The organism is Nostoc sp. 2RC, from assembly GCF_014222165.1.
In the GTDB taxonomy this organism is placed as follows: domain Bacteria; phylum Cyanobacteriota; class Cyanobacteriia; order Cyanobacteriales; family Nostocaceae; genus Nostoc; species Nostoc linckia.
Genome location: NZ_JACKZU010000111.1, coordinates 1 through 21,596, shown reverse-complemented (window position 1 = coordinate 21,596; position 21,596 = coordinate 1). Strand labels below are relative to the sequence as shown.

General features: G+C 42.0%; 12 protein-coding genes. 8 read left to right on the top strand and 4 right to left on the bottom strand.

Translation table 11 applies throughout. The features are described from left to right. The 4 genes from GNE10_RS14730 to GNE10_RS14715 all read left to right on the top strand — a co-directional run. The coding region (locus GNE10_RS14730; protein ID WP_185565819.1) for an AMP-binding enzyme at positions 1-830 on the top strand (830 nt) is incomplete at its 5' end. A 12-nt stretch (positions 831-842) separates the two neighbouring features. Further along, complete coding sequence (locus GNE10_RS14725) at positions 843-4,163, top strand: condensation domain-containing protein (protein ID WP_185565818.1); 3,321 nt, start codon at positions 843-845, stop codon at positions 4,161-4,163. Between the two features lie 373 nt (positions 4,164-4,536). Further along, complete coding sequence (locus GNE10_RS14720; RefSeq protein WP_185565817.1) at positions 4,537-9,057, top strand: non-ribosomal peptide synthetase; 4,521 nt, start codon at positions 4,537-4,539, stop codon at positions 9,055-9,057. A gap of 1 nt (position 9,058) precedes the next feature. After that, positions 9,059-10,357, top strand: coding sequence for an MFS transporter (locus GNE10_RS14715; RefSeq protein WP_185565816.1), 1,299 nt, complete (start codon positions 9,059-9,061; stop codon positions 10,355-10,357). Positions 10,358-10,629: 272 nt separating this feature from the next. On the opposite strand, the gene GNE10_RS14710 is transcribed toward GNE10_RS14715, so the two are convergent. Together GNE10_RS14710 and GNE10_RS14705 are read right to left on the bottom strand one after the other, a co-directional pair. Further along, a complete protein-coding gene (locus GNE10_RS14710; RefSeq protein ID WP_185565815.1) occupies positions 10,630-11,646 on the bottom strand; it encodes an ABC transporter substrate-binding protein in 1,017 nt (338 codons plus the stop codon). Positions 11,647-11,657: 11 nt separating this feature from the next. Beyond that, entirely contained in the window at positions 11,658-14,192 is a 2,535-nt protein-coding gene (locus tag GNE10_RS14705; RefSeq protein ID WP_185565814.1) for a TonB-dependent siderophore receptor, read from the bottom strand. Positions 14,193-14,721: 529 nt separating this feature from the next. Here GNE10_RS14705 and GNE10_RS14700 point away from each other — a divergent pair. The 4 genes from GNE10_RS14700 to GNE10_RS14685 all read left to right on the top strand — a co-directional run bounded on the left by GNE10_RS14700 (position 14,722) and on the right by GNE10_RS14685 (position 18,217). Further along, the gene (locus GNE10_RS14700; RefSeq protein ID WP_185565813.1) at positions 14,722-15,093 is read left to right on the top strand and encodes a FeoA family protein; all 372 of its coding nucleotides are present in this window, start codon (positions 14,722-14,724) and stop codon (positions 15,091-15,093) included. Positions 15,094-15,391: 298 nt separating this feature from the next. Then, positions 15,392-15,637 carry a FeoA family protein gene (locus tag GNE10_RS14695; protein WP_185565812.1) on the top strand — a complete coding sequence of 82 codons (246 nt, stop codon included), beginning with the start codon at positions 15,392-15,394 and terminating at the stop codon, positions 15,635-15,637. After that, positions 15,634-17,970 carry a Fe(2+) transporter permease subunit FeoB gene (feoB, locus tag GNE10_RS14690; protein ID WP_185565811.1) on the top strand — a complete coding sequence of 779 codons (2,337 nt, stop codon included), beginning with the start codon at positions 15,634-15,636 and terminating at the stop codon, positions 17,968-17,970. Before GNE10_RS14695 ends, feoB begins: the two co-directional genes overlap by 4 nt. 28 nt (positions 17,971-17,998) lie before the next feature. Then, positions 17,999-18,217 (top strand): FeoC-like transcriptional regulator, encoded by a 219-nt coding sequence (locus GNE10_RS14685; protein WP_185565810.1) that lies wholly within the window; start codon positions 17,999-18,001, stop codon positions 18,215-18,217. A gap of 550 nt (positions 18,218-18,767) precedes the next feature. Here GNE10_RS14685 and cydB read toward each other — a convergent pair. Both cydB and GNE10_RS14675 read right to left on the bottom strand, forming a co-directional pair. After that, positions 18,768-19,781 (bottom strand): cytochrome d ubiquinol oxidase subunit II, encoded by a 1,014-nt coding sequence (gene cydB, locus GNE10_RS14680; protein ID WP_185565809.1) that lies wholly within the window; start codon positions 19,779-19,781, stop codon positions 18,768-18,770. Continuing rightward, positions 19,769-21,205, bottom strand: a complete 1,437-nt coding sequence (locus GNE10_RS14675; RefSeq protein ID WP_185565808.1) for a cytochrome ubiquinol oxidase subunit I — start codon at positions 21,203-21,205, stop codon at positions 19,769-19,771. The genes cydB and GNE10_RS14675 overlap by 13 nt, the downstream gene beginning before the upstream one ends. Positions 21,206-21,596 lie beyond the last annotated feature (391 nt).

Sequence of the window (21,596 nt, the reverse complement as noted above, 5' to 3'; positions counted from 1 at the left end):
GAAGTGGGGGAGCGGGGGAGCGGGGGAGCAGGGGAGCAGGGGAGAAAAATAGTTTCCCAGTCCCCAGTCCCCGCCTCTACAAAACTGGGGATTTAGCGCGTTATCTTCCAGACGGTAACATTGAGTTTTTGGGACGCATCGATCATCAGGTGAAGATTCGCGGGTATCGGATTGAACTAACGGCGATTGAGGCAATTTTACTCCAACATCCTGTTGTTCGGGAAGCGATCGCCACACTTATAGAAGACTCAGGTAGCAAACGCTTAGTCGCCTACATAGTACTACAGCAAAGACCAGCACCTACAACCAAGGAATTGCGGAGTTTCTTGCGGCAGAAGTTACCAGAATATATGCTTCCTAGCACCTTTGTCATCTTGGAAGAATTGCCATTGACACCTAGCGGCAAAGTCGATCGTCGTCGTTTGCCAGCACCGGAGCAGGTACAATCCGATGAGGAAAAAATAGCTTATACTGCACCCCGCACGGTAGTAGAAGAGGTGTTAGCTACAATCTGGAGTCAAGTTTTGGGAATTGGTCAAGTGGGTATCCACAACAACTTTTTAGAGTTGGGAGGTGATTCGATTCAAAGTATTCAGGTTGCGGCTAAAGCTTATGAAGAGGGGTTGAAATTCACTATCAATCAGTTATTTGCATATCCAACAATTGCAGAGTTAGCAACAGTTGTGGAGACAATTTCCGTTCCCCAGGAGGAAGTTCAGCCCATTGCTAATTTCGTGTCCACCGATACGCCAAGCTTTAAACCTTCAGACTTTCCAGAAGCTGAATTAACTCAGGAAGAACTAAATAAGCTTTTTTTGAACAACAGGTAAAAAATTCAAGGTATGGAAGCTAAAAATATCGAGGACATCTACACACTTTCGCCGACGCAACAGGGTATGCTGTTCCACATCCTCTCGGCTCCAGATTCGAGGATGTATGTGGAGCAAACGGTATGTACCTTGCAGGGAACTCTCAACATCTCAGCTTTTGAGCAGGTTTGGCAGCAAGTAATAGACCGACATCCGAGTTTGAGGACAGCTTTTGTATGGCAAGGTCTGAATCAGCCAGTTCAGATAGTACACCAACAAGTTAGAATGGCGATCGCGCATTATGATTGGCGCGATCTGACAACGACTGAACAGGAAGCACAACTACAAAGTTACCTGGAAGCAGACCAAAAAAATGGCTTTGATTTGGCTCAACCACCCTTAATGCGGCTGGCTTTAATTCAGACAGAGGTGGATACTTACCAATTTATTTGGAGCATTTGTCACCTAGTCTTAGATGCGTGGTGTGTGAATACAATCCTCAAAGAATTTTTGTCTTGCTACGAGGCACTTTGTCAAGGCCGGATTCTCCAGTTGCAACCAAGCCGTCCTTATCGAGATTACATCAGTTGGCTGAAGCAGCAAGATTTATCAGAGGCTGAGGTCTTTTGGCGAAAATATCTTCAGGGCTTCACAACACCAACTTCTTTGACAGCAGATTGGAAAAGTCAACAAGAAGGTTTCAATCAACAACAAGTCCAACTTTCGCTAGCAACCACAGAAGCACTTAAGTCTTTAGCGCAACAACATCATTTGACTCTGAACACCTTATTACAAGGGGTTTGGGCATTGCTGTTAAGTTATTACAGCCATGAAGCAGATGTGGTGTACGGAACCGTTGTATCTGGACGACCACCAACATTATTAGGGGTTTCCTCGATGGTGGGGCTTTTTATTAACACCCTACCAGTGCGCGTACTCGTGTCTGGTGAAGCTTCGCTTTTATCTTGGCTAAAAGAACTCCATTCCCAGCAGCTTAGTATACTTAGATACGAATGTACCCCCCTAGTTCAAATCCAGAATTGGAGTCAAGTACCTCCAGGCATACCTTTGTTTCAGAGCATTTTGGTATTTGAAAACTCCTCAGCCAATATTTCTAGCTTACCTACAGGAAACTTGAGAATTGATAATGTTCGCTCTTTTATCAACTCTAACTATCCTCTTGTTCTTTTAGTTAAACCTGGGTTGCAGTTATCGTTGAATATATTTTATGACTTACGTTACTTCAATAAAATGATGATAACTAGAATGTTGAGTCATTTAGAAGTGTTGCTAAACAATATAGTTGCAAATCCCGACACTAAACTGGGAACTTTGACCCATAGTATTGTCGATATTGAACAACAGCAACTACTAGTTGAATTCAACAATACAAAAAGAGATTATGTCAATGACAAGTGTATCCACCAATTAATTGAGTCACAGGTAGAACGTACTCCCGAAAATGTAGCTGTGGTGTTTAAAAATGAGCAATTAACTTACCGAGAATTGAACACCAGAGCCAATCAACTAGCACACCGTCTTCAAGCTTTGGGAGTTGAACCCGATGTATTAGTGGGGATTTGCGTAGAACGCTCTTGGGAAATGCTGGTAGGTATACTAGGCATTCTCAAAGCTGGAGGAGCTTATGTACCAATCGATCCAATGTATCCCCAACAGCGATTGAATTATCTGCTGGAAGATTCTCAGGTATCAATAATATTGACCCAAGAACGGTTAGTGAAAAATTTACCTGATATTGGAGCGCAAGTGCTTTGCTTAGATACTCTTTGGGATGCAATTGCTCAAGAAGGTGATGAAAATCTCAAAAGTGAAGTGAAGACTGATAACCTGGCTTACTTAATTTATACTTCTGGATCTACAGGACAACCCAAAGGAGTGCAGGTTACGCATCAAAACTTAGTTCACTCGACGACTGCTCGGATTGGTTATTATGAGCAACCTGTGACAGGCTTTCTCTTAACTTCACCTTTTGCTTTTGATAGCTCTGTTGCAGTGATTTTTTGGACACTTTGTCAAGGGGGTTTCGTCTCAGTTTTACCGGAAAATTGGCAATTAGATATTAAACAGATGATAGAGGCGATGCCTACGGCGGCAAGCTACGCTCAACAACAAATTTCCCATTTATTATGTCTACCATCTCTCTACAAGCTGATTTTAGAGCAAGCCAAATCACAGCAAATAGTTAGCCAATCAAAGTTTACGGAATTAGATAACGAACCGCAGAGGCGCAGAGAACACAGAGGAAGAGAAGCAGAGAGTTGGTTTACTCAGCAAAGTTGCTGTGATGCACTAGTTAGTCTAAAAACTGTAATTGTCGCTGGGGAATCATGTCCCAAGGAGCTTGTTAAGCAACATCGTGAATTATTACCACAAGTCAGCTTATTTAATGAGTATGGCCCCACAGAAGCAACAGTATGGAGCAGTGTATACAATTGTCAAAATCATGATTTAAACAGTTCTGTTCCCATTGGTCGCCCAATTGCTAATACTCAGATATATTTACTAGATTCTCATCTTCAACCAGTACCAATTGGTGTATCTGGAGAGATATATATTGGTGGTTTTGGCGTAGCTAAAAGCTATCTTAATCGCCCAGAATTAACCGCCCAAAAGTTTATTCCCAATCCATTTAGCGATGAACCAAAGGCACGCCTCTATAAAACTGGAGATTTAGGGCGTTATCTCCCAGATGGAAACATTGAGTTTCTCGGTCGTCTCGATCAGCAGGTTAAGATTCGCGGGTATCGGATTGAGCTACCTGAAATTGAAACCGTTCTGAATCAACACTCAGCTGTGCAAGAAGCGATCGTTGTCGCCCAAGAGGATATCGATGCTCACCGCCGTTTAGTAGCATATATTGTCCCAGAAAAGGAGCAAGTCCCCACAGTTGATATCCTACATAGCTTCTTAAAAAATTACTTGCCAGAGTATATGCTTCCTTCGGTGTTCGTAATGCTAAAAACCCTACCACGAACTCCCAATGGTAAAGTAGACCGTCAAGCCCTTCCCATTCCCGATCAAGAAAGACCAAATCTAGAAGCAGTATTTGTCCCACCTAGCACTGCGATCGAAGTAGCACTAGCAGAGATTTGGTCACAAGTTCTGAGTATAGAAAAAGTGGGCATTCACGACAACTTTTTAAAGTTAGGCGGAGACTCACTTCGTAGCATTCAAGTATTATCCAGAGCTAATGACCGAGGATTAAATTTTTCTTTACAAGAGTTTATTCAACATCCCACAATTCATCAACTTTCCCAAGTTATTAAAACTAATCAGGAACTACGGATACCCGCAATACAGCCAGTATCTCGTGACCAATACCGATTTAAATAATTCGTAATTCGTAATTCGTAATTCGTAATTAAGTTTTGCGTTAGCGAGTCCGCGATAGCGCAGCGTTAGCGAGTAATCGAGCGTCGCGTCTGGTGATTTTAACCCCACTGCAAAAGTTGTCGCTATTTAGAAGCGAGGGACTTATCCCATTTATTTGTGAGGCTGCACCAAACTCTTTTAACTTCTTTCTTTCTTCGTGTCCTTTGTGTCCTTTGCGGTTCGTTTCCTCATTCTTTTATTCCTATCTTCAGACAGGATAATAGTAAATTTTAAAATTGGTAGTCAACAAGATAGTTCAAGTCTAAATTCCCAACTAATTCAATTAGGAATTACGAATTATTTTAATGGTTTCTGAAATTCACAACAACGATTTATGACAGAGCAACTATTTGTTTTTCCTACATCTTTTGCCCAGCAACGACTGTGGTTTTTGCATCAGCTAGAACCAAATAGCTCAGTGTATAACCTGCCTTATGGGTTACGAATCAGTGGTAATTTGAAAGTAGAGGCTTTGCAACAGGCTTTTGAAGCGATCGCCAATCGTCACGAAATTTTGCGGACTAACTTTACCACGGTAGATGGAAATCCGGCACAAGTCATTGCCAAAAGCCGAAGTATACTCATACCTGTAGTAAATCTTAGTCAATGCTCGGAAGTAGGCCGCGCAGCCCAAGTCCAGGAACTCATTAACAAGGAAGCAGAATACTCCTTTGATTTGGCACAGGATTCGTTACTGCGTATCACCTTAATACAATTAGGTGAGAAAGAATATCTACTGTTGCTAACGCTACATCACATCATCTTTGATGGTTGGTCGATTGGGGTTTTCATCGGAGAATTAACAGCGCTCTATAAAGCCTTTTCTACCGGGACTGCTTCGCCACTTCCCGAACTGCCCATACAGTACGCTGACTATGCCATCTGGCAACGAGAGTGGTTGCAAGGGATGGCACTTAAAACTCGTTTAGACTACTGGAAACAACAGCTAGCTGGTTCCCTACCCGTTCTGGAATTGCCCACAGACCATCCAAGGTTAGCAGTTCAGAACTTTCAAGGTGCAACCGAGTCTTTTTCATTGTCTTCTGATTTATCGCAGGCACTCAAGCACATTAGCCAGCAAGCAGGAATCACTTTGTTTATGACTCTGTTGGCAGCATTCAAAACATTACTCTACCGCTATACAGGAGAAGGAGACATCATAGTAGGTTCACCTACTGCTAACCGCAACCGCCCCGAAATCGAAGGATTAATCGGGTTCTTCGTTAACACCCTTGTTCTGCGTACCTACCTTGGGGATAACCCCAGTTTTCGGCAGTTGCTTTTACGAGTACAGAAAGTAACTTCAGGGGCATTTGACCATCAAGACTTGCCTTTTGAGAAGCTGGTAGAAGAAATGCAGCCAGAGCGCAGCCTCAGCCATACGCCACTGTTTCAGGTAATGTTTGTCCTGCAAAATGCACCGATGCCACCCTTGGAGTTGCCAGAATTGATTTTGAATCCTGTGATAGTGGACAGCAAGACAGCCAAGGTTGACCTGTCTCTATCGGTGACAGATACGCCGCAGGGATTGATGGGGAATCTAGAATACAACACTGACTTGTTTGAAGCAGCCACTATTAAGAGAATGGTAGGGCATTTCCAGACTTTGCTTGAAAGTATTGTGGTGAATCCCGACCACCGTCTCAGTGACTTGCCAATCTTGACAGAAACAGAACGGCAGACTTTGTTAGTAGAGTGTAATATCACAAAAACAGAAAATTTGCAAGACTTGTGTATCCATGAGTTGTTTGAAACTCAAGTAGAGCAAACACCGGATGCTGTTGCAGTCGTTTTTGAAGGGCAACAGCTAACATACCGGGAACTGAACGCCAAAGCGAATCAGCTAGCGCGTTACTTACATTCGCTTGGTGTCAGACCAGAAGTGCTGGTGGGTATTTGTGTAGAGCGATCGCTTTTAATGATTATAGGGTTGTTGGGCATCCTCAAGGCTGGTGGGGCTTATGTACCCTTAGATCCCGCTTATCCCCAAGAGCGCTTGACCTGGATGTTATCAGATTCACGAGTACCAGTCCTCTTGACTCAGAAGCATTTGCTGGTAGAACAAGAGTTTGATGGACTGTATGTAATTTGCTTGGATACAGACTGGGAAGTAATTTCTCAAGAGAGTCAAGAGAATCTCGTCAGTGATGCGACACCGGAAAATTTAGCATATATCATCTATACATCAGGTTCTACAGGCAAACCAAAAGGAGTGATGATTCAACATCAGTCTTTAGTGAATTTCACTCTTGCGGCAATTGTTGAATATGGGTTTACTCAGTCTGATCGCATTCTACAGTTTGCCTCTATTAGTTTCGATGCGGCAGTCGAAGAAATTTATCCCTGCCTGATCTCTGGTGGCACGCTGGTGCTACGTAATGAACAGATGTTAATTGACATAACGAATTTCCTCAAACAATGTCAAGAGTGGGAAATTACGGTACTAGGTTTGCCAACTGCATACTGGCACCATCTGACTTTTGAATTAACGAGGATACAAATGAGCCTACCTGAATCATTGCGCTTGGTAATGATTGGAGGAGAGCAGGTACTCCCAGAACGAGTAAAAATGTGGCAAAAGTATGTAGGTGATTACCCGCAGCTATTCAACGGATATGGGCCTACAGAGGCAACTGTAGTCACCACAATTTATAAGTTACCAAAAGCTAGCTTTTCTTCAGATAGTACATTGTCAGGAGTACCCATTGGTAAGCCTATTGGTAATGTTCAAGTGTATGTGTTAGATAAATACTTACAGCCAGTTCCTATTGGTATTCAGGGAGAACTCTATATTGCTGGTGCTGGTTTAGCACGAGGTTACTTGAATCGCCCAGACTTAACTGAAGAAAAATTTATTCCTAATCCCTTTAGCAATTTGAGATTGGGAGATTGTAGTGAAAATCTAGAAGATTGCGATCGCACACAATTTAGCAATCCAATTAGTAATTCAAAATCCAAAATCCAAAATCTAAAATTGAGTCGCCTTTACAAAACTGGGGATTTAGTGCGTTATCTCCCAGACGGCAACATTGAGTTTCTCGGTCGTATTGATAATCAGGTGAAGGTGCGCGGCTTTCGCATCGAACTTGGAGAAATTGAAGTGGTACTGACTCAACATTCCGAGATTAAGGAAGTTGTAGTCATCGCTCAACAAGATGCTACGGGCAACCAATACTTAGTAGCTTATGTGGCTCCCACTTCAAAGTCAGTGCCGAAAAGCAGTGAACTGCGCCGCTTTCTCAGGGATAAGTTGCCTGAATATATGATGCCAAAAGTCTTTGTGATGTTAGAAGCACTACCACTCACTCCTAACGGCAAAATAGACCGTAAAGCGTTACTAATAGCTGACCAAAACCCTTATGATGATGACACAATTTACGTAGCGCCACGGACATTAACTGAGGAGAAATTAACGGCAATTTGGGCTGATTTACTTGTTCGCACAAAAGTTGGTATTAATGATAACTTCTTTGAGTTGGGTGGTCATTCCTTACTGCTGACTCAGATGATTTTTCGAGTGCGTGAAACTTTTCAAGTAGAGCTACCCTTGCGTAGTCTATTTGAAATGCCTACGGTAGCTGCCCTAGCCGAAAGTATTGAGATGGTTCAAAACACAGGTTCTAATACTATTGCTCGGAAAACTGTTGCGGATCTGCAAGCCGAAGCTGTTCTCGATCCCTCAATTTGTCCTGAAGCTCTCCCAAGAAATTATACAACCGAGCCAGCTAGTATTTTATTAACTGGAGCGACAGGTTTTTTAGGAGCTTTTTTACTTGATGAACTTCTCCAAAAAACTTCAGCAGATATTTATTGTTTAGTACGTTCTACTGATGTAGAATCAGGCAAAAATAAGCTCCGCCAAAACCTGGAAATGTATTCACTTTGGAACGAACATTTAAGTTCCAGAATCATCCCGGTTGTAGGAGATTTATCTAGGCCATTTTTTGGACTATCTCAGGAACAGTTTCTGCTATTGGCAAATAATATAGATGTTATTTATCACAATGGTGCTTTAGTTAATTTTATTCATCCATACGAGCATCTGAGGGCGGCTAATGTTCAAGGAACCCAGGAAGTTCTCAGATTAGCAAGCTTAATCAAAGTCAAACCTGTGCATTACGTTTCTACCCTTTCTGTTTTTCCCGCACAAAGCGATTCGGAAGTTCAAGTATTCCGAGAAAAAGACTATTTGGAACACGGTGAAATTCTCGAAGGTGGCTACGCTCAGAGTAAATGGGTGGCGGAAAAATTAGTAGCGATCGCACTTTCTAGAGGGCTGCCTGTCACTATCCACAGACTGGGAAGGATCACAGGAAACAGCAAAACAGGGGTCTGGAATACAAATGATTTTATGTGCCGCATGATTAAATGCTGTATTCAGCTTGGTAGTGTGCCAGAAATTACTGGTTTGGTGGACATGAGCCCCGTAGACTACGTAAGTCAAGCGATCGTTTATTTATCTCAGCAAAAAGAATCAATCGGAGAAGTTTTTCACTTGCTTAATCCCCACCCAATTAAACTAGAGGAACTCATGGAGTGGGTACGTTCTTATGGCTATCCACTGCGGCTAGTTGCTTATGATGAATGGCGACAAGAGTTAATAACTGCTGCAAAGCATTCTCCAGATGCAACGTTGTATTCCCTTTTGCCTTTGTTTCCTGAAAATAGATCCAAAAATCAGATATCCATCGAAGAGAGTCTTTCTCAATCAAAAATGACACAGTTCGATTGCCAAAACACGCAGGGTAAGCTGGCAGATACTTCTATTGTATGTCCTGCGATCGATGACGAACTTCTGGAAAACTACTTCTCTTACTTCACTCATCATGGTTTCCTGAATCACCCACATCTGTAGAATGCGAATATTTACCTTAATCTGGTTTGGCCAGCTTGTCTCATTTATCGGCTCTGGGCTGACTCGATTTGCTTTAGGTGTCTGGGTATACCGAAATACCGGGTCAGTCACGCAATTTGCCCTGATTTCTTTGTTCGCAATACTGCCAAGCATCTTGTTATCACCCTTAGTCGGTGTGCTTGTAGATCGCTGGAACCGACGCACTTGCATGATACTTAGCGATGCTGGAGCCGGACTGAGTACGCTAGCTATTGTGCTGTTGCTCTTGGTTGGTCGGCTTGAAGTCTGGCATATCTACTTAGTTGTAGGAGTTAGTTCGACCTTTAACGCTTTCCAGTGGCCAGCCTATGCTGCTGCAACTACAATGCTTGTCCCAAAGCAACACCTTGGTCGTGCCAGTGGTATGGTGCAATTTGCAGAGGCAACTTCACGGCTGCTTGCACCGATGTTAGCAGGTGTGCTGGTTGTGACTATTCAGATTCAGGGCGTAATCTTGATCGACTGCGTTACTTTTCTCTTTTCTCTGGTGACGCTGCTACTCGTCCGATTCCCTCAGCCGAAAACTACCGCAGAGAATGAAGTGAAGAAAAGTTGGCGGCTGCGGGAGTTCACCTATGGGTGGACATACATCACTGCTCGACCCGGACTACTGGGATTATTGATTTTCTTTGCTGCCATTAATTTCTTAATCGGAGTTGTCAGCGTATTAGTTACACCACTGGTATTAGCCTTTGCTGCGGCTAATGTACTGGGTACGGTGCTGTCCATTGGTGGAAGCGGTATGTTGGTTGGTGGTCTGGTGATGAGCGTTTGGGGCGGCCCCAAGAACCGTATCCTTGGTGTGTTTGGTTTTACGCTATCAGGTGGACTCTCTATACTACTTGTGGGGCTTATGCCCTCTGTTCCCGTCTTCTTTGCAGCTGCTTTCATCTACTATTTTGGGGTGTCGATGATTAATGGCTGTGACCAAGCCATCTGGCAGAGCAAAGTTGCACCCACTGTTCAGGGGCGAGTGTTTGCCGTGCGAAGTATGCTCGCTTTGGCATCACTACCGCTTGCTTATCTGATTGCAGGGCCTTTAGCTGATCAAGTTTTTGAGCCATTACTTACGCCTACAGGGTTATTAGCTGGAAGCATCGGCAAGATTATTGGTGTCGGTCGAGGATATGGTATTGCTTTGTTGTTTGTTGTGGTGGGAATTTTGACTATGATAGCGATCGCTTTTGGCTATCTATATCAACCTCTACGGCAGCTAAATGATCAACTGCCAGATGCAATTGCTGATGAGGCTCTCCCATAGAAGAGGCGATTTTGCTGTTATTGTTCTATTACAGCAGTTTGCAAGTAAATGAGGTACAAAATGCTGGACTCCAAATCAGATATAAACAGTTCATACCTCTGTTTCCTGCCTCCTGCCTCAAAATCGGTAGCTTTGTACTTCATAGGACGGGAGGAAGAGTTAGGGAATAACGAACCACAGAGGCACAGAGGACACGGAGAAATAGGAGTTTGAGAGATATTTTGCGTAAGTCCTACTTTATACAAAAGTGGGCAGATGAAGAATTTACATTATCATTTAAACTTTTCTGGATAGAGCGATTCAGCTATTATCCTCACTCCTTTAGCAAACCTGACACCGGATGTACTGTAGCTGTAATCAATAACTATAAATTTATCTTTTTGGACTGCGCTAATTTTCTCATAGGCGGGATTTGTGAGAAACAATTGTCGCTGTTCTTTCGCAGGCGACCAACTCGCGTCACTCAGAATAATTATTTCTGGATTGCGGTTAATTACATCTTCCCAATTGACGGTTATATAAGTACCTTGAGCTTTTTCTTGAAAGATATTCCGGCCTCCCGCAAATTCTAACATTTGATTTGGTAAACTATCAACAGTGACAGTGTATGGTGGACTTTCACTGGCATACCAAAATACACGTTTGGGAGGATTCACTTTGCCCAATTTTGTTTGAGTATCTTGAAGTTCTTGTTTTAAAACAGCAATTAATTTAACAGCGCGATCGCTTACTCCAAAAATCTTACCAATATCCTGAATTTCACTATAAATATTTTCTACCAAAGCTCTTTTTTGTGGACAAACTTCGATAGCTCCTGCTGCCAAATATGAGTTAATATTTAAGCTAAGTAACTCTTTACGTCCACCGATAGCATCCTTACCAAAAGCCCCTGGAAATGACCCATAAACAAAATCTTGCTCTGCACCTAATAAGACCTCTTTTGAGGGATATTTATCAGCAATGACAGGAATTTGAGAGTAGGTTTTTTGGTATTCTGGCAGAATGCGATCGTCTAAATAAGCTGTACCAATCATCTGCGCCTCTAAACCTAGTGCTAACATGATTTCTGTTGCAGGTTGGTTGAGAGTAACTACACGTTTTGGTGGTTGTTTGTAGGTAATAGTAATACCACAGGTTTCAATTGTAACTGGGGTAAAATTAGCAGCCACAGGTTGCAGATTTTTAGTATTTTCTACCTGCATCTGACAAGCAGTCACTATCACTAATAAAGCAGTTATGAGGAAACGTATATAGCGATTTCGCCACCAAGTAAAATCAGGAAGTTTCATTATTAACCCCCTTAAAAGTCAAACGACACTGTTCCTTGGACTGTAAACGGTGCGGCGGGGTAAATAAAGTAACCATCTAAAGTGTAGTATCTGACATTGGAAATATTTTTGAAGTTCAACCCAATTTTATAGCGATCGCGGCGATAGAAAATAGCAGCATCGGCTCTGACGTAAGAAGGTAGTGTTAAAGTGCTTGGTAATCTAGTCTCCTGTTCTCCGACAAAAGCTAGTCCCAGTCCGAATCCTAGCCCTTGTAAATTACCACTTTGAATTTGATACGTCGTCCATAGGCTAGCACTATTTTCGGGGACACCATACAATCTGCTACCAACAGGAATATCCTCGTCTTTTGTCACCACAGCATCGGTGTAGGCGTAGTTAGCAATGATATTCCAACCCGGTAAAATTTGTCCTGTAATGTCTAATTCTACCCCTCGGCTTCTTTGTTCGCCTGTGGTAATGCTGAAATTCTGAGGATCAACAGGATCTGGAGTCAATACATTCTGTCGAGTAATTTGATAAAATGCCAACGTAGCCGAAAGACGGTCTTTAATGAAATCTTGCTTAATTCCCACTTCAAATTGTTCGCCAATTTCTGGTTTAAACTGCTCATCTGTGCGGCTTCTAGCAGAAAAATTTGGGAAAAAAGAGTTTGACCAATTGAAGTAAAGTGAAGTTGTTTGACTAGGCTGATAAACAATACCAACTCGTGGAGAAAATTGAGAATTTGATTGTTCGTTAATCGTCGTATTGGTCACAGTATCGTTTCTGAATAATTCATTGCTATCAAAGCGACCACCAGCCAGGATTTTCAAATTAGGTAGAACTTCGATAAAATCTTGTATGTAAAGAGCTATATTGTCTGAACCAAATTTTCTCCCTCTAGTTGGTGAGGATGGGAGGACAATATTTGCGCCATACTGTGGATTAAAAATATCAATTCTGATATCATCCCCACTAGTAAAATTGTAATCAAATTTGTAACGAGAAAATTCTATGCCAAACAGCAGGTTGTGACGCAAAAATCCTGTTTTAAATTTTCCGATAATTTCATTTTGCAGAGTTAAATTATCATTTACCTCATCAGACGTGCTGGGGTTGATGTTAGCAGTTCTGCGGTCATCTTCTAGAGCAAATAAAAATGTTGATTTACTATTTAAACTAGCCCGGACTAAGTTAAAACCCTGGCGAAATTTCCAGTTATCACTGAATTCATGTTCAAAATTATAAGTAAATGCAGTTGAGTTGACATTACTTGCATTAAAATTGGGTTCTCCCAAAAATCTATTTCTGGGGAGTGTTAAAAATTCTGGTTCTGGAAGGAATCCGTAGTTAAAGTTGAGATTGTAGTTTTGGTATTCAAATTGTAAAGCAAGATTGGTACGCGGCCCAATTTTCCAAGTGAGTGCAGGGGCGATAAAGAAACTATCATTTCTAGTAAAGTCGCGGAAACTATCTGCATTTTCATAAGCGACATTTAGGCGATAAAGAAGTGATTTATCCTCTGTGAGTGGCCCAGTCAAGTCAATTGTAGAGCGCAAAAAGTTGTAACTTCCGTATTTAACGCTGGCGTTATAGTAAGGTTGTTCGAGAGGCTTTTTTGTGACAGCATTGACAACACCACTTGGAAGCACAGACTGACCACCTCCATATAAAACTGAGGCTGGGCCTTTGAGGATTTCAAACTGCTCAACATTAGCTATATCACGAGGTGTCACATAGCCAAAATCTTGAAAACCGTTGCGTAAGTTGCCAAAATTTGTTGTAAACCCGCGAATGCGAAAGCCTACGGAGGGTAGAGAACCATAACCTGGTTCTTGCTGGACACCCGCCACATTATCAGCTAAATCGTTTAGTCTAACTACGCCTCTATCCTCAATTACCTGACGCGGGATGACTTGAATAGATAAAGGTAGGTCGCGTAGTGGTGCTTCTATTTTAGTGCCGGTGGTGGCAGTGGGGACATTATACCCATCTCGCTCTCCCGTCACTGTCAACTCGATGGGTTGATTAGTTTCAGCCGATGGTTGGGTTGCTGGCGTTTCGCTAGTTGGTTTATTTGGTGTGACAACAAAAATTAAACCTTCATCGCTGTCATCTAACTCGACTTTTGGTACACCCGCCTCGCCTGTCACAGTTACTCGGATACTATTTGTATCTATGTTACTAACAGTTACTTCCGTAATTCCTGCAATTGGTTTTTCTTGACGGAATGAATCACCACTAGTTAAACGTAGTTGAATATTAGGAATATCTGCAATGAAATTATTCCCTTCAGTTTTATTAGTGACTTGTAACTTATCGGATGTAGGAGTTTTTAAGATGATTTCCAAACCGCTAGAGGTTTGGTTCAGACGTACTTCTGTGACTGAAATAATCTCTGTCTGCTGCGCTAGCCAGTCTTTGGTATTAGTGTGAGGACGTTGGATATCACTAAGTTTGGGAATATCTTTGATAACTATTTCATCTGCATAAACTGGATAAGTAACTAAGACTATGGCAGCAGATGTTAGCCACAAATAAACTGATAAATTAGGCTTTTTCACCCTACTTTCTCACACCACTTGCAAAAATGACACTCACCACATTGCCAAAAAATCAGTAATAGAGTTACTGATTTTCACTATATACAAATATTACTTGTGACAATAAGTTAAAGTAGTATCTATGTCAAAAGACAGAGTGTCAAACTTAACTCAACCTCACTCTGTTTTTGTTGGGAAATGAAGATTTCCTCATCTTTGAGCTAATGCTATGGCTGCTGGCAAAAGGTTAGTATTTCTTATCTGTTGATTTGCTAATTTTCATAGTTTGTAATATTTTACAAGTTGTCTTTTGACAAGACAGGCTATCTCTGCATTATTACTTTATATCTATTTGCAAGAATTAAATCTTTTTTATCTTTTAATTGATATATACTATCAACTATATTAAGATGCTCAAACTATGTCAACCGTAAGTCTTCATGCTTGCTACCTTTTTTGGTGACATTTTGCAAAGGAGTTGCAGCAGGGGGAAAAGTTGGTATTCTTGCCAGTTGTATTACTCCAAACCCACCCATTGTTTTGAAAGGTGATGACAGATAGCAAAAATAACTACAACCAACACCAAAAGCCTAAAGGATGGGGGTTTACGTTTTTTGGAGAGACACCCGAAACTCCCGAATTAGAAGAAAAAACACCCAAAAGTGGCTCTTTTGTGAACACAGGTAAATCTTTCCCTTTAGCGATCGCTAGTGTGGGAGAGCGTTTGGTGATCGCTAAACTCAAAGGGACAGAAGGTACAGTCCGTCGTCTGATTGGTATGGGATTAGTTCCTGGAACTGAACTTCAAGTGATTAGTATTGCCAATGGTTCTGTCATCATCGCACTTGGTGATAACCGCATTGGTTTAGGGGTAGGTATGGCACAGAAAATACTATGTACCAATTTAGGGACTTCCAACTAAAAAAATATACCCTCACGCTTGTCAGCAGAGGAGCAGGGGAGCAGGGGAGCAGGGGAGAAACAGAAAATATGGACTGACTAAAGTATAGAAGATGGAAACAAGAAAATATGGTCACAGCTTTGACATAATCTTGCAATAGAGTTGTAAATCAGAAGTGCAATTCTATGTCATGAAATAAAGTCTCATAACTAAGCGGATATGAAACTGTTCTATCTGGAATGCCAGCTAGTTATGGTTTATGAATTTTCCCTATTTCTTTTAGAGAGTGTTACTAAATATACCGATTTTTACTAATAAAATGAGCGAAAAAAGACAACTACGTGATTTAGCTGTAGGCTCTATGGGGCGGGTAGTTGGTTATGAAAAAGCTGCCCGTAGTTATAAAGGAAAATTGCTGGCGATGGGACTGACACCGGGTACAGAGTTTACTGTCACCCGCCATGCACCTCTGGGAGATCCTGTAGAAATCCAGGTGCGGGGGTTCAAATTGAGTCTGCGTAAAGACGAAGCCAATGCTTTATTTGTAGAGGAAGTAACACAATGACAAAGCAGATAATTGCACTGGTGGGTAATCCCAACTGCGGTAAAACTACTTTATTTAATGCCTTGACAGGTGCTAATCAAAGAACTGGTAACTGGCCTGGTGTCACAGTAGAACGCAAAGAAGGCAAATATACTTACAATAGTAAAAGTATTACTGTTGTTGACTTACCAGGAGTTTATTCTCTGGATGCTGAAGATAGTGACACTGGACTTGATGAACTGATAGCGCGAGATTATCTGCTTTCTGGTGAAGCGGATGTGATTATTAATATTGTTGATGCTTCCAACTTAGAACGCAACTTGTATCTCACAACCCAAATCATGGAAATGCGCTTACCGATGATTGTGGCGTTGAACATGATGGATGTGGCTACAGACAGGGAGATTAAGATAAATCCCGCCCTACTTTCACAGCGTCTTGGTTGTCCGGTGATTCACATGAGTGCAACATCAGGTAAGGGAGTACCAGAATTACAAGATGCCATTAATCAATCTCTCGTTAACTTATTAGTACCACCAACTTACGTTGCTTACCCTGCTGTAATTGAAGATGCGATCGCGCAATTAGTCCCTTTCATCACAGAACATAGTCCCAATCACACAGTAGATCCCCGGTGGACAGCCTTAAAACTTTTGGAATACGAGGATCGAGTTGCACCAGAATTGAGGAGTAAAGAATTAGAGAGGATAGTTGTAGAACACCGACGGCAAGTCCATCAAACCCTCGATGATGATTTAGATATTATTATCGCCGATAGTCGTTACACCTTTATCCGCAACTTAATTCAAGGTGCAGCCGAACGCAGTCGGGAAGTCAAAACTAACATTTCCGACAAAATCGACCAAGTAGTACTCAATCGCTGGTTGGGTATACCGATTTTCTTGTTCATCATGTACGTGATATTTACCATATCGATTCATATCGGTGGTGCTTTTATTGACTTTTTTGACATCTCATTTGCCACGATTTTTGTTGATGGTTTCGGTAAACTACTGGAAAACATCAATGCACCAGGATGGCTGATTGGACTATTAGCACAGGGCGCAGGTGGTGGTATCCAAACCACAGCCACTTTTATTCCCCAAATTGGCATGATGTTTTTGTGTCTATCGGTGTTAGAAGATACTGGCTATATGGCACGGGCAGCCTTTGTGATGGATCGGTTAATGCGTTTCATTGGGCTTCCTGGTAAATCCTTTGTACCGATGATTGTGGGTTTTGGATGTAACATTCCCGGAATTATGGCGACGCGGACATTAGAAAATAAACGCGATCGCCTGATGACAGTGATGATGAATCCCTTCATGTCCTGTAGCGCCAGATTAACAGTTTACGCCCTGTTCATTGGTGCTTTCTTCCCCGTTGGCGGTCAAAATCTGGTTTTAGGTCTTTACCTATTGGGTATATTAGCCGCCATATTCACCGGGCTGATCTTGAAAAATACCATTCTCCAAGGGGAAGCCGCGCCTTTTATCATGGAACTACCCCCATACCATATACCCAAGATTAAAGGTGTTTTGTTGCGTGCAGGCGATCGCCTCAAAGCTTTCATCACCAAAGCCGGGATTGCTATTGTAATTATGGTGATCGTCCTGGGCTTCATGAACTCTGTTGGTACTGATGGCACATTCGGTAAGCAAGATAGCAAAGATTCGATTCTTAGCGCCATGAGTCGTACAGTCACACCAGTATTTACACCAATGGGAATTACTCAAGATAACTGGCCTGCTACCGTTGGTTTGATGACAGGCGTATTTGCTAAGGAAGTAATGGTTGGTACAATGAACTCTCTGTATACGGGATTGGCAGAAGCCGAAAAAGCAGCCACAGCAGAGCCAGAAAAACCGGAAGAATTTAGTTTTTGGGGTGGTATTAGTAAAGCATTTGCCAGCATTCCAGAGAATTTGGCAAAACTTCCTAGTCAATTATTTGACCCCCTTGGTTTGAGTGCAGCCAATGTCTCAACAGACCAAAAACAAGCCGCAGAAGCTCAAGGTGTATCTGTTAGCACTTACGGCGAAATGTCCAAACGGTTTAGTAGTACATCTGCGGCTTTCGCCTATCTGTTGTTTGTGCTGTTGTACTTTCCCTGCGTTTCTGCGACGGCTGCACTTTACCGGGAGACTAATTTGGGGTGGACGGTATTTGCTGGATGCTGGACTACTGGTTTAGCTTACTGGGTGGCGGTTTTATATTACCAACTGGCGACATTTACACAACATCCAAGTTCTTCTATTGCTTGGGTAGTGGGATTAGCTTTTGTTATGGCGATCGCGATTTTCGGACTGAAGATGGCAGGTACTACACGTACAAGAGAAGTTATTAGTCATTAGTCATTGGTCATTAGCAAAGGACAAAACCATGATATTAAGTGAACTACAACAATTCCTTACCCAACACAAAAAAGCTTCTCTTGCAGATATGCAACTGCATTTTCGCATGGATGGAGACGCTTTACGAGGAATGCTGAGTAAGCTAATCCGTAAAGGTCGAGTCCGCAAAATGGAGGATGGGAAAAAGTGTGGTGGATGTCACAGTTGTGAACCAGAAGCCATTGAATTTTATGAATGGGTTTGCTAATGAAATCAATTCTTAACTATTACTAAAAGTCTGACAGTCTGTCTTTTGACATTCCTGGCATTTTCAAGTGAGAATTATATGTGCTTCAAGTCTTTCCTATTAGGATATACAGGTGCATACATACCTACTCTGTAATTGAGGGATACAGAAAAATTTGTATCCCTTATTTATTAAAATTTTGGTGCTACTCAAGTCTACAAAATCCCACTTAAAAAATGGGATAATATGGAGGGTGAAAATTCCAAAATTGCAAGCATTCAACCTAGCTTTGCTTTGGACTCACAAAGCAAAGTTAGGTTGACTAGTTAAACTAAGAATTTACTGACTGTAAAAATGTAGCGATCGCTCATTTTTGCAGTCAGGAGAGTGCCAATATTAGAAATCCCTAAATAGCACCCCTCTACCCGCATTTCTCACAAGCTTGAAGTGCAGAGGGGCAGAGGGGCAGAGAGGAAAGAATTTGGTATTTGAACTCTCCCCTGCTCCCCTGCTCCCCTGCTCCCCTGCTCAAGAGCAAAAGGCTTTGAGGGATGTGGTGAGAAATCCGGGTCTACTCTCCGTAATGTGCGCTGACTACTTTACCTTGAAATACTCGGTAAAGATAGACATTGTAGAACAATATAATCGGGACGAAAAACCCGATAAAAGCAATCATGAAAGCTTGGGCGCTAAGGGAAGAGGAAGCCTGATAAATTGTGACTTGGAAGGGAATGATGTATGGAAACACCACAAAAGCCAAGGACAGAATAGTGATTAAGAAAACCACAATTGTCCAAATAAAAGGCATCTTTTCTTCACGGCGATTGATACTATTCATTAGTAGTGCCATCACACCAGTTGCCACAAAGGGAATCGCCTCAAAAATCAATATCTCTGGTTGATGGAATATCTTAGTACGGATTGCTTCGTAGAACATTGGTGCCGCAATTGTCAATGCCAATGCACCAATAAATGTGGTAATAGCGCTAAATTTGGCAGTGATGTAGTGATATTGTTTTAACTCACCTTGTGTCTTAGCAATCAGGTAAGTAGAACCGATTAAGACATAGCCTTGCACTACAGTTAATGCCACTAATATTGATGGTAAATTAAACCAATCCCAAGTACCACCAATAAAATTTCCCGCCTGATCAACTTTAATTCCGGCAATCACGCCACCTAAGATTAATCCTTGAGACAAAGCGACTAGCAAACTACCACCACCAAAACCCCAGTTCCAATAAGTTTTGTTGATAGAATGTTCACGGAATTCAAAAGCTACGGCGCGGAAGATAAACCCAATCACCATTAGAGTAATAGGGATGTACAAGGCGTTGACAATAGTAGCGTAGGCGAGGGGAAAAGCACCATACAACAAACCTCCCGTACATACCAACCAAGTTTCATTGGCATCCCAAACACTGCTTAAGGTATTGATAATTATCCCGCGTCGTTCTTCGTTAGCAGCAATCAGTGTGAGAATCCCCACGCCTAAATCAAAGCCATCTGTGATTAGATACAAGGTGAGGAACAAGGCAACAAGTCCAAACCAGAGTAGTGGTAGAGTACTATTTATGGCTTCCATGAAATCTCCGGTTGTGTTGCAGTAATGTTTTTTGTGTTGCTGTCCTGAAGGAAAGCATGATTGGGCAATGGTAGTTCTAAATTTGGCCCTTGGCGTACAATACGGCTACCAAAGTATAAAGCACAGGCAAATAACAGTAAGTAGATGCTGGTATAGGCAATTAGTGAAACTAGAACATTGCTTGCTGGTACATTAGAAACGGCATCAGCAGTACGGATTTGTCCGTAAACAATCCAAGGTTGTCTGCCAACTTCTCGCACCATCCAGCCACATTCGACAGCAAGATATCCTAAAGGTGCAGCCAATATCCAAGCACGCAGCAACCAAGACTGTTCGGTAATATTTTCTACAGCCAGCTTACCCCGTAACCATTGGATGACACTTACTCCCATCAAACCCACGAGCAGGAAGCCAATACCTGCCATGATACGGAAAGTATAAAATATTAGGGAAACCGCATGGGGTCGATCTTGGGGTCTCCACTCATTTAAACCAAGTACAGGTTCAGAAAGCTTAGGCTTCATTTCCAAAACCCTGCTTAAACCGCCTGGTACGCTGAGTGTCCAGTTGTTCTTACCCTCTTTGACATTTGGTGCAACCAAAATATTCCAAGGTGCAGACTCACCAGCCGGTACAGTTTCCCACAAAGCTTCGATCGCTGCTAATTTGGTAGGTTGGTTGTGGTATACTTGTTCACCACTGAAGTGACCAACAAGAATTTGCAGTGGAGTAATGAGAATAGCCAGAGCGATCGCTGTTTTGAAAGATTTGCTGAAAAATGCTTGATGGCGTTTGTTGAGAATATACCAAGCACTAATCCCACCAATGACAAACAAGGCGGTTTCGAGAATAGCCAATACCATGTGAAACCAGCTATTCAAAGCTGCTGGGTTAAAAATGGCTTCTAGGTAACTACGAACCAAAAATTTACCATTCACCATTTCCCCACCTGCTGGTGTTTGCATCCACGAGTTGGCAACAATAATCCAGAAGGATGAGAGAGTAGCACCAATGGCGACAAAGGTAGTTGCTATCAAGTGCATAATTGGTGGAACCCGATTCCAACCATGTATCATAATGCCCAGAAAAGCAGCTTCTAGCATAAATGCCATCGTGCCTTCAAAGCCTAAGATACTGCCTAAAAAGTCACCAACAGCTAAAGAAAATGGTGCCCAGTTTGCACCAAACTCAAATTCAATCGCTACACCAGAAGCCACACCAAGCCCGAAATTGAGAATGTAGATTTTTGACCAAAAACGTGCATGGCGATAGTAGTCGGGATTTTTCGTTTTTAGCCAGAGTATTTCCATCACAACCAAATACCAAGACATCCCAATTGTCAGGATCGGCCAAAACATGTGGAAAATGCTGGTGACAGCAAATTGGATGCGTGAAAGCATCACTGTATCTGAGAGAAAACTCATAGTGTATCCTCCAAATCTATTGCCATCAGGCAATTTTGATAGGTCTAAGCTATTCTGCTTTTAAGTTGCAGAATCCATCGTGAGGGCTGTTGACCGTTGATAGTCAACAATTCCCAAGAGTAATTGTGCAATTCAGACGCGCATTAGCTGATATTCTGAATGAGTCAAAGATCATAAAACTCTAATCCACAATTTTTTGTAATTGTTGGATGGAGTTAATGATTGAAAATTAGCTCTATAAGTAATTGAGCTTTTCATTCTTTAGGCTAGGTGATGCCAATGAAGAGATTCCTCAGTCTTTGTTCTTGATATTTAATATTAAACTATATTTTTTTATGCTCATTCTGTATTTACTGCCACTTTTGATAATTCAAATAGAAGTAAATTGAAC

Bases quoted from the DNA above. Each gene is read 5' to 3' on its own strand.
- GNE10_RS14725 (WP_185565818.1), top strand. From the start codon at position 843: ATGGAAGCTAAAAATATCGAGGACATCTACACACTTTCGCCGACGCAA.
- GNE10_RS14685 (WP_185565810.1), top strand. From the start codon at position 17,999: ATGATATTAAGTGAACTACAACAATTCCTTACCCAACACAAAAAAGCT.
- cydB (WP_185565809.1), bottom strand. From the start codon at position 19,781: ATGGAAGCCATAAATAGTACTCTACCACTACTCTGGTTTGGACTTGTT.
- GNE10_RS14700 (WP_185565813.1), top strand. From the start codon at position 14,722: ATGACAGATAGCAAAAATAACTACAACCAACACCAAAAGCCTAAAGGA.
- GNE10_RS14720 (WP_185565817.1), top strand. From the start codon at position 4,537: ATGACAGAGCAACTATTTGTTTTTCCTACATCTTTTGCCCAGCAACGA.
- feoB (WP_185565811.1), top strand. From the start codon at position 15,634: ATGACAAAGCAGATAATTGCACTGGTGGGTAATCCCAACTGCGGTAAA.
- GNE10_RS14710 (WP_185565815.1), bottom strand. From the start codon at position 11,646: ATGAAACTTCCTGATTTTACTTGGTGGCGAAATCGCTATATACGTTTC.
- GNE10_RS14715 (WP_185565816.1), top strand. From the start codon at position 9,059: ATGCGAATATTTACCTTAATCTGGTTTGGCCAGCTTGTCTCATTTATC.
- GNE10_RS14695 (WP_185565812.1), top strand. From the start codon at position 15,392: ATGAGCGAAAAAAGACAACTACGTGATTTAGCTGTAGGCTCTATGGGG.
- GNE10_RS14675 (WP_185565808.1), bottom strand. From the start codon at position 21,205: ATGAGTTTTCTCTCAGATACAGTGATGCTTTCACGCATCCAATTTGCT.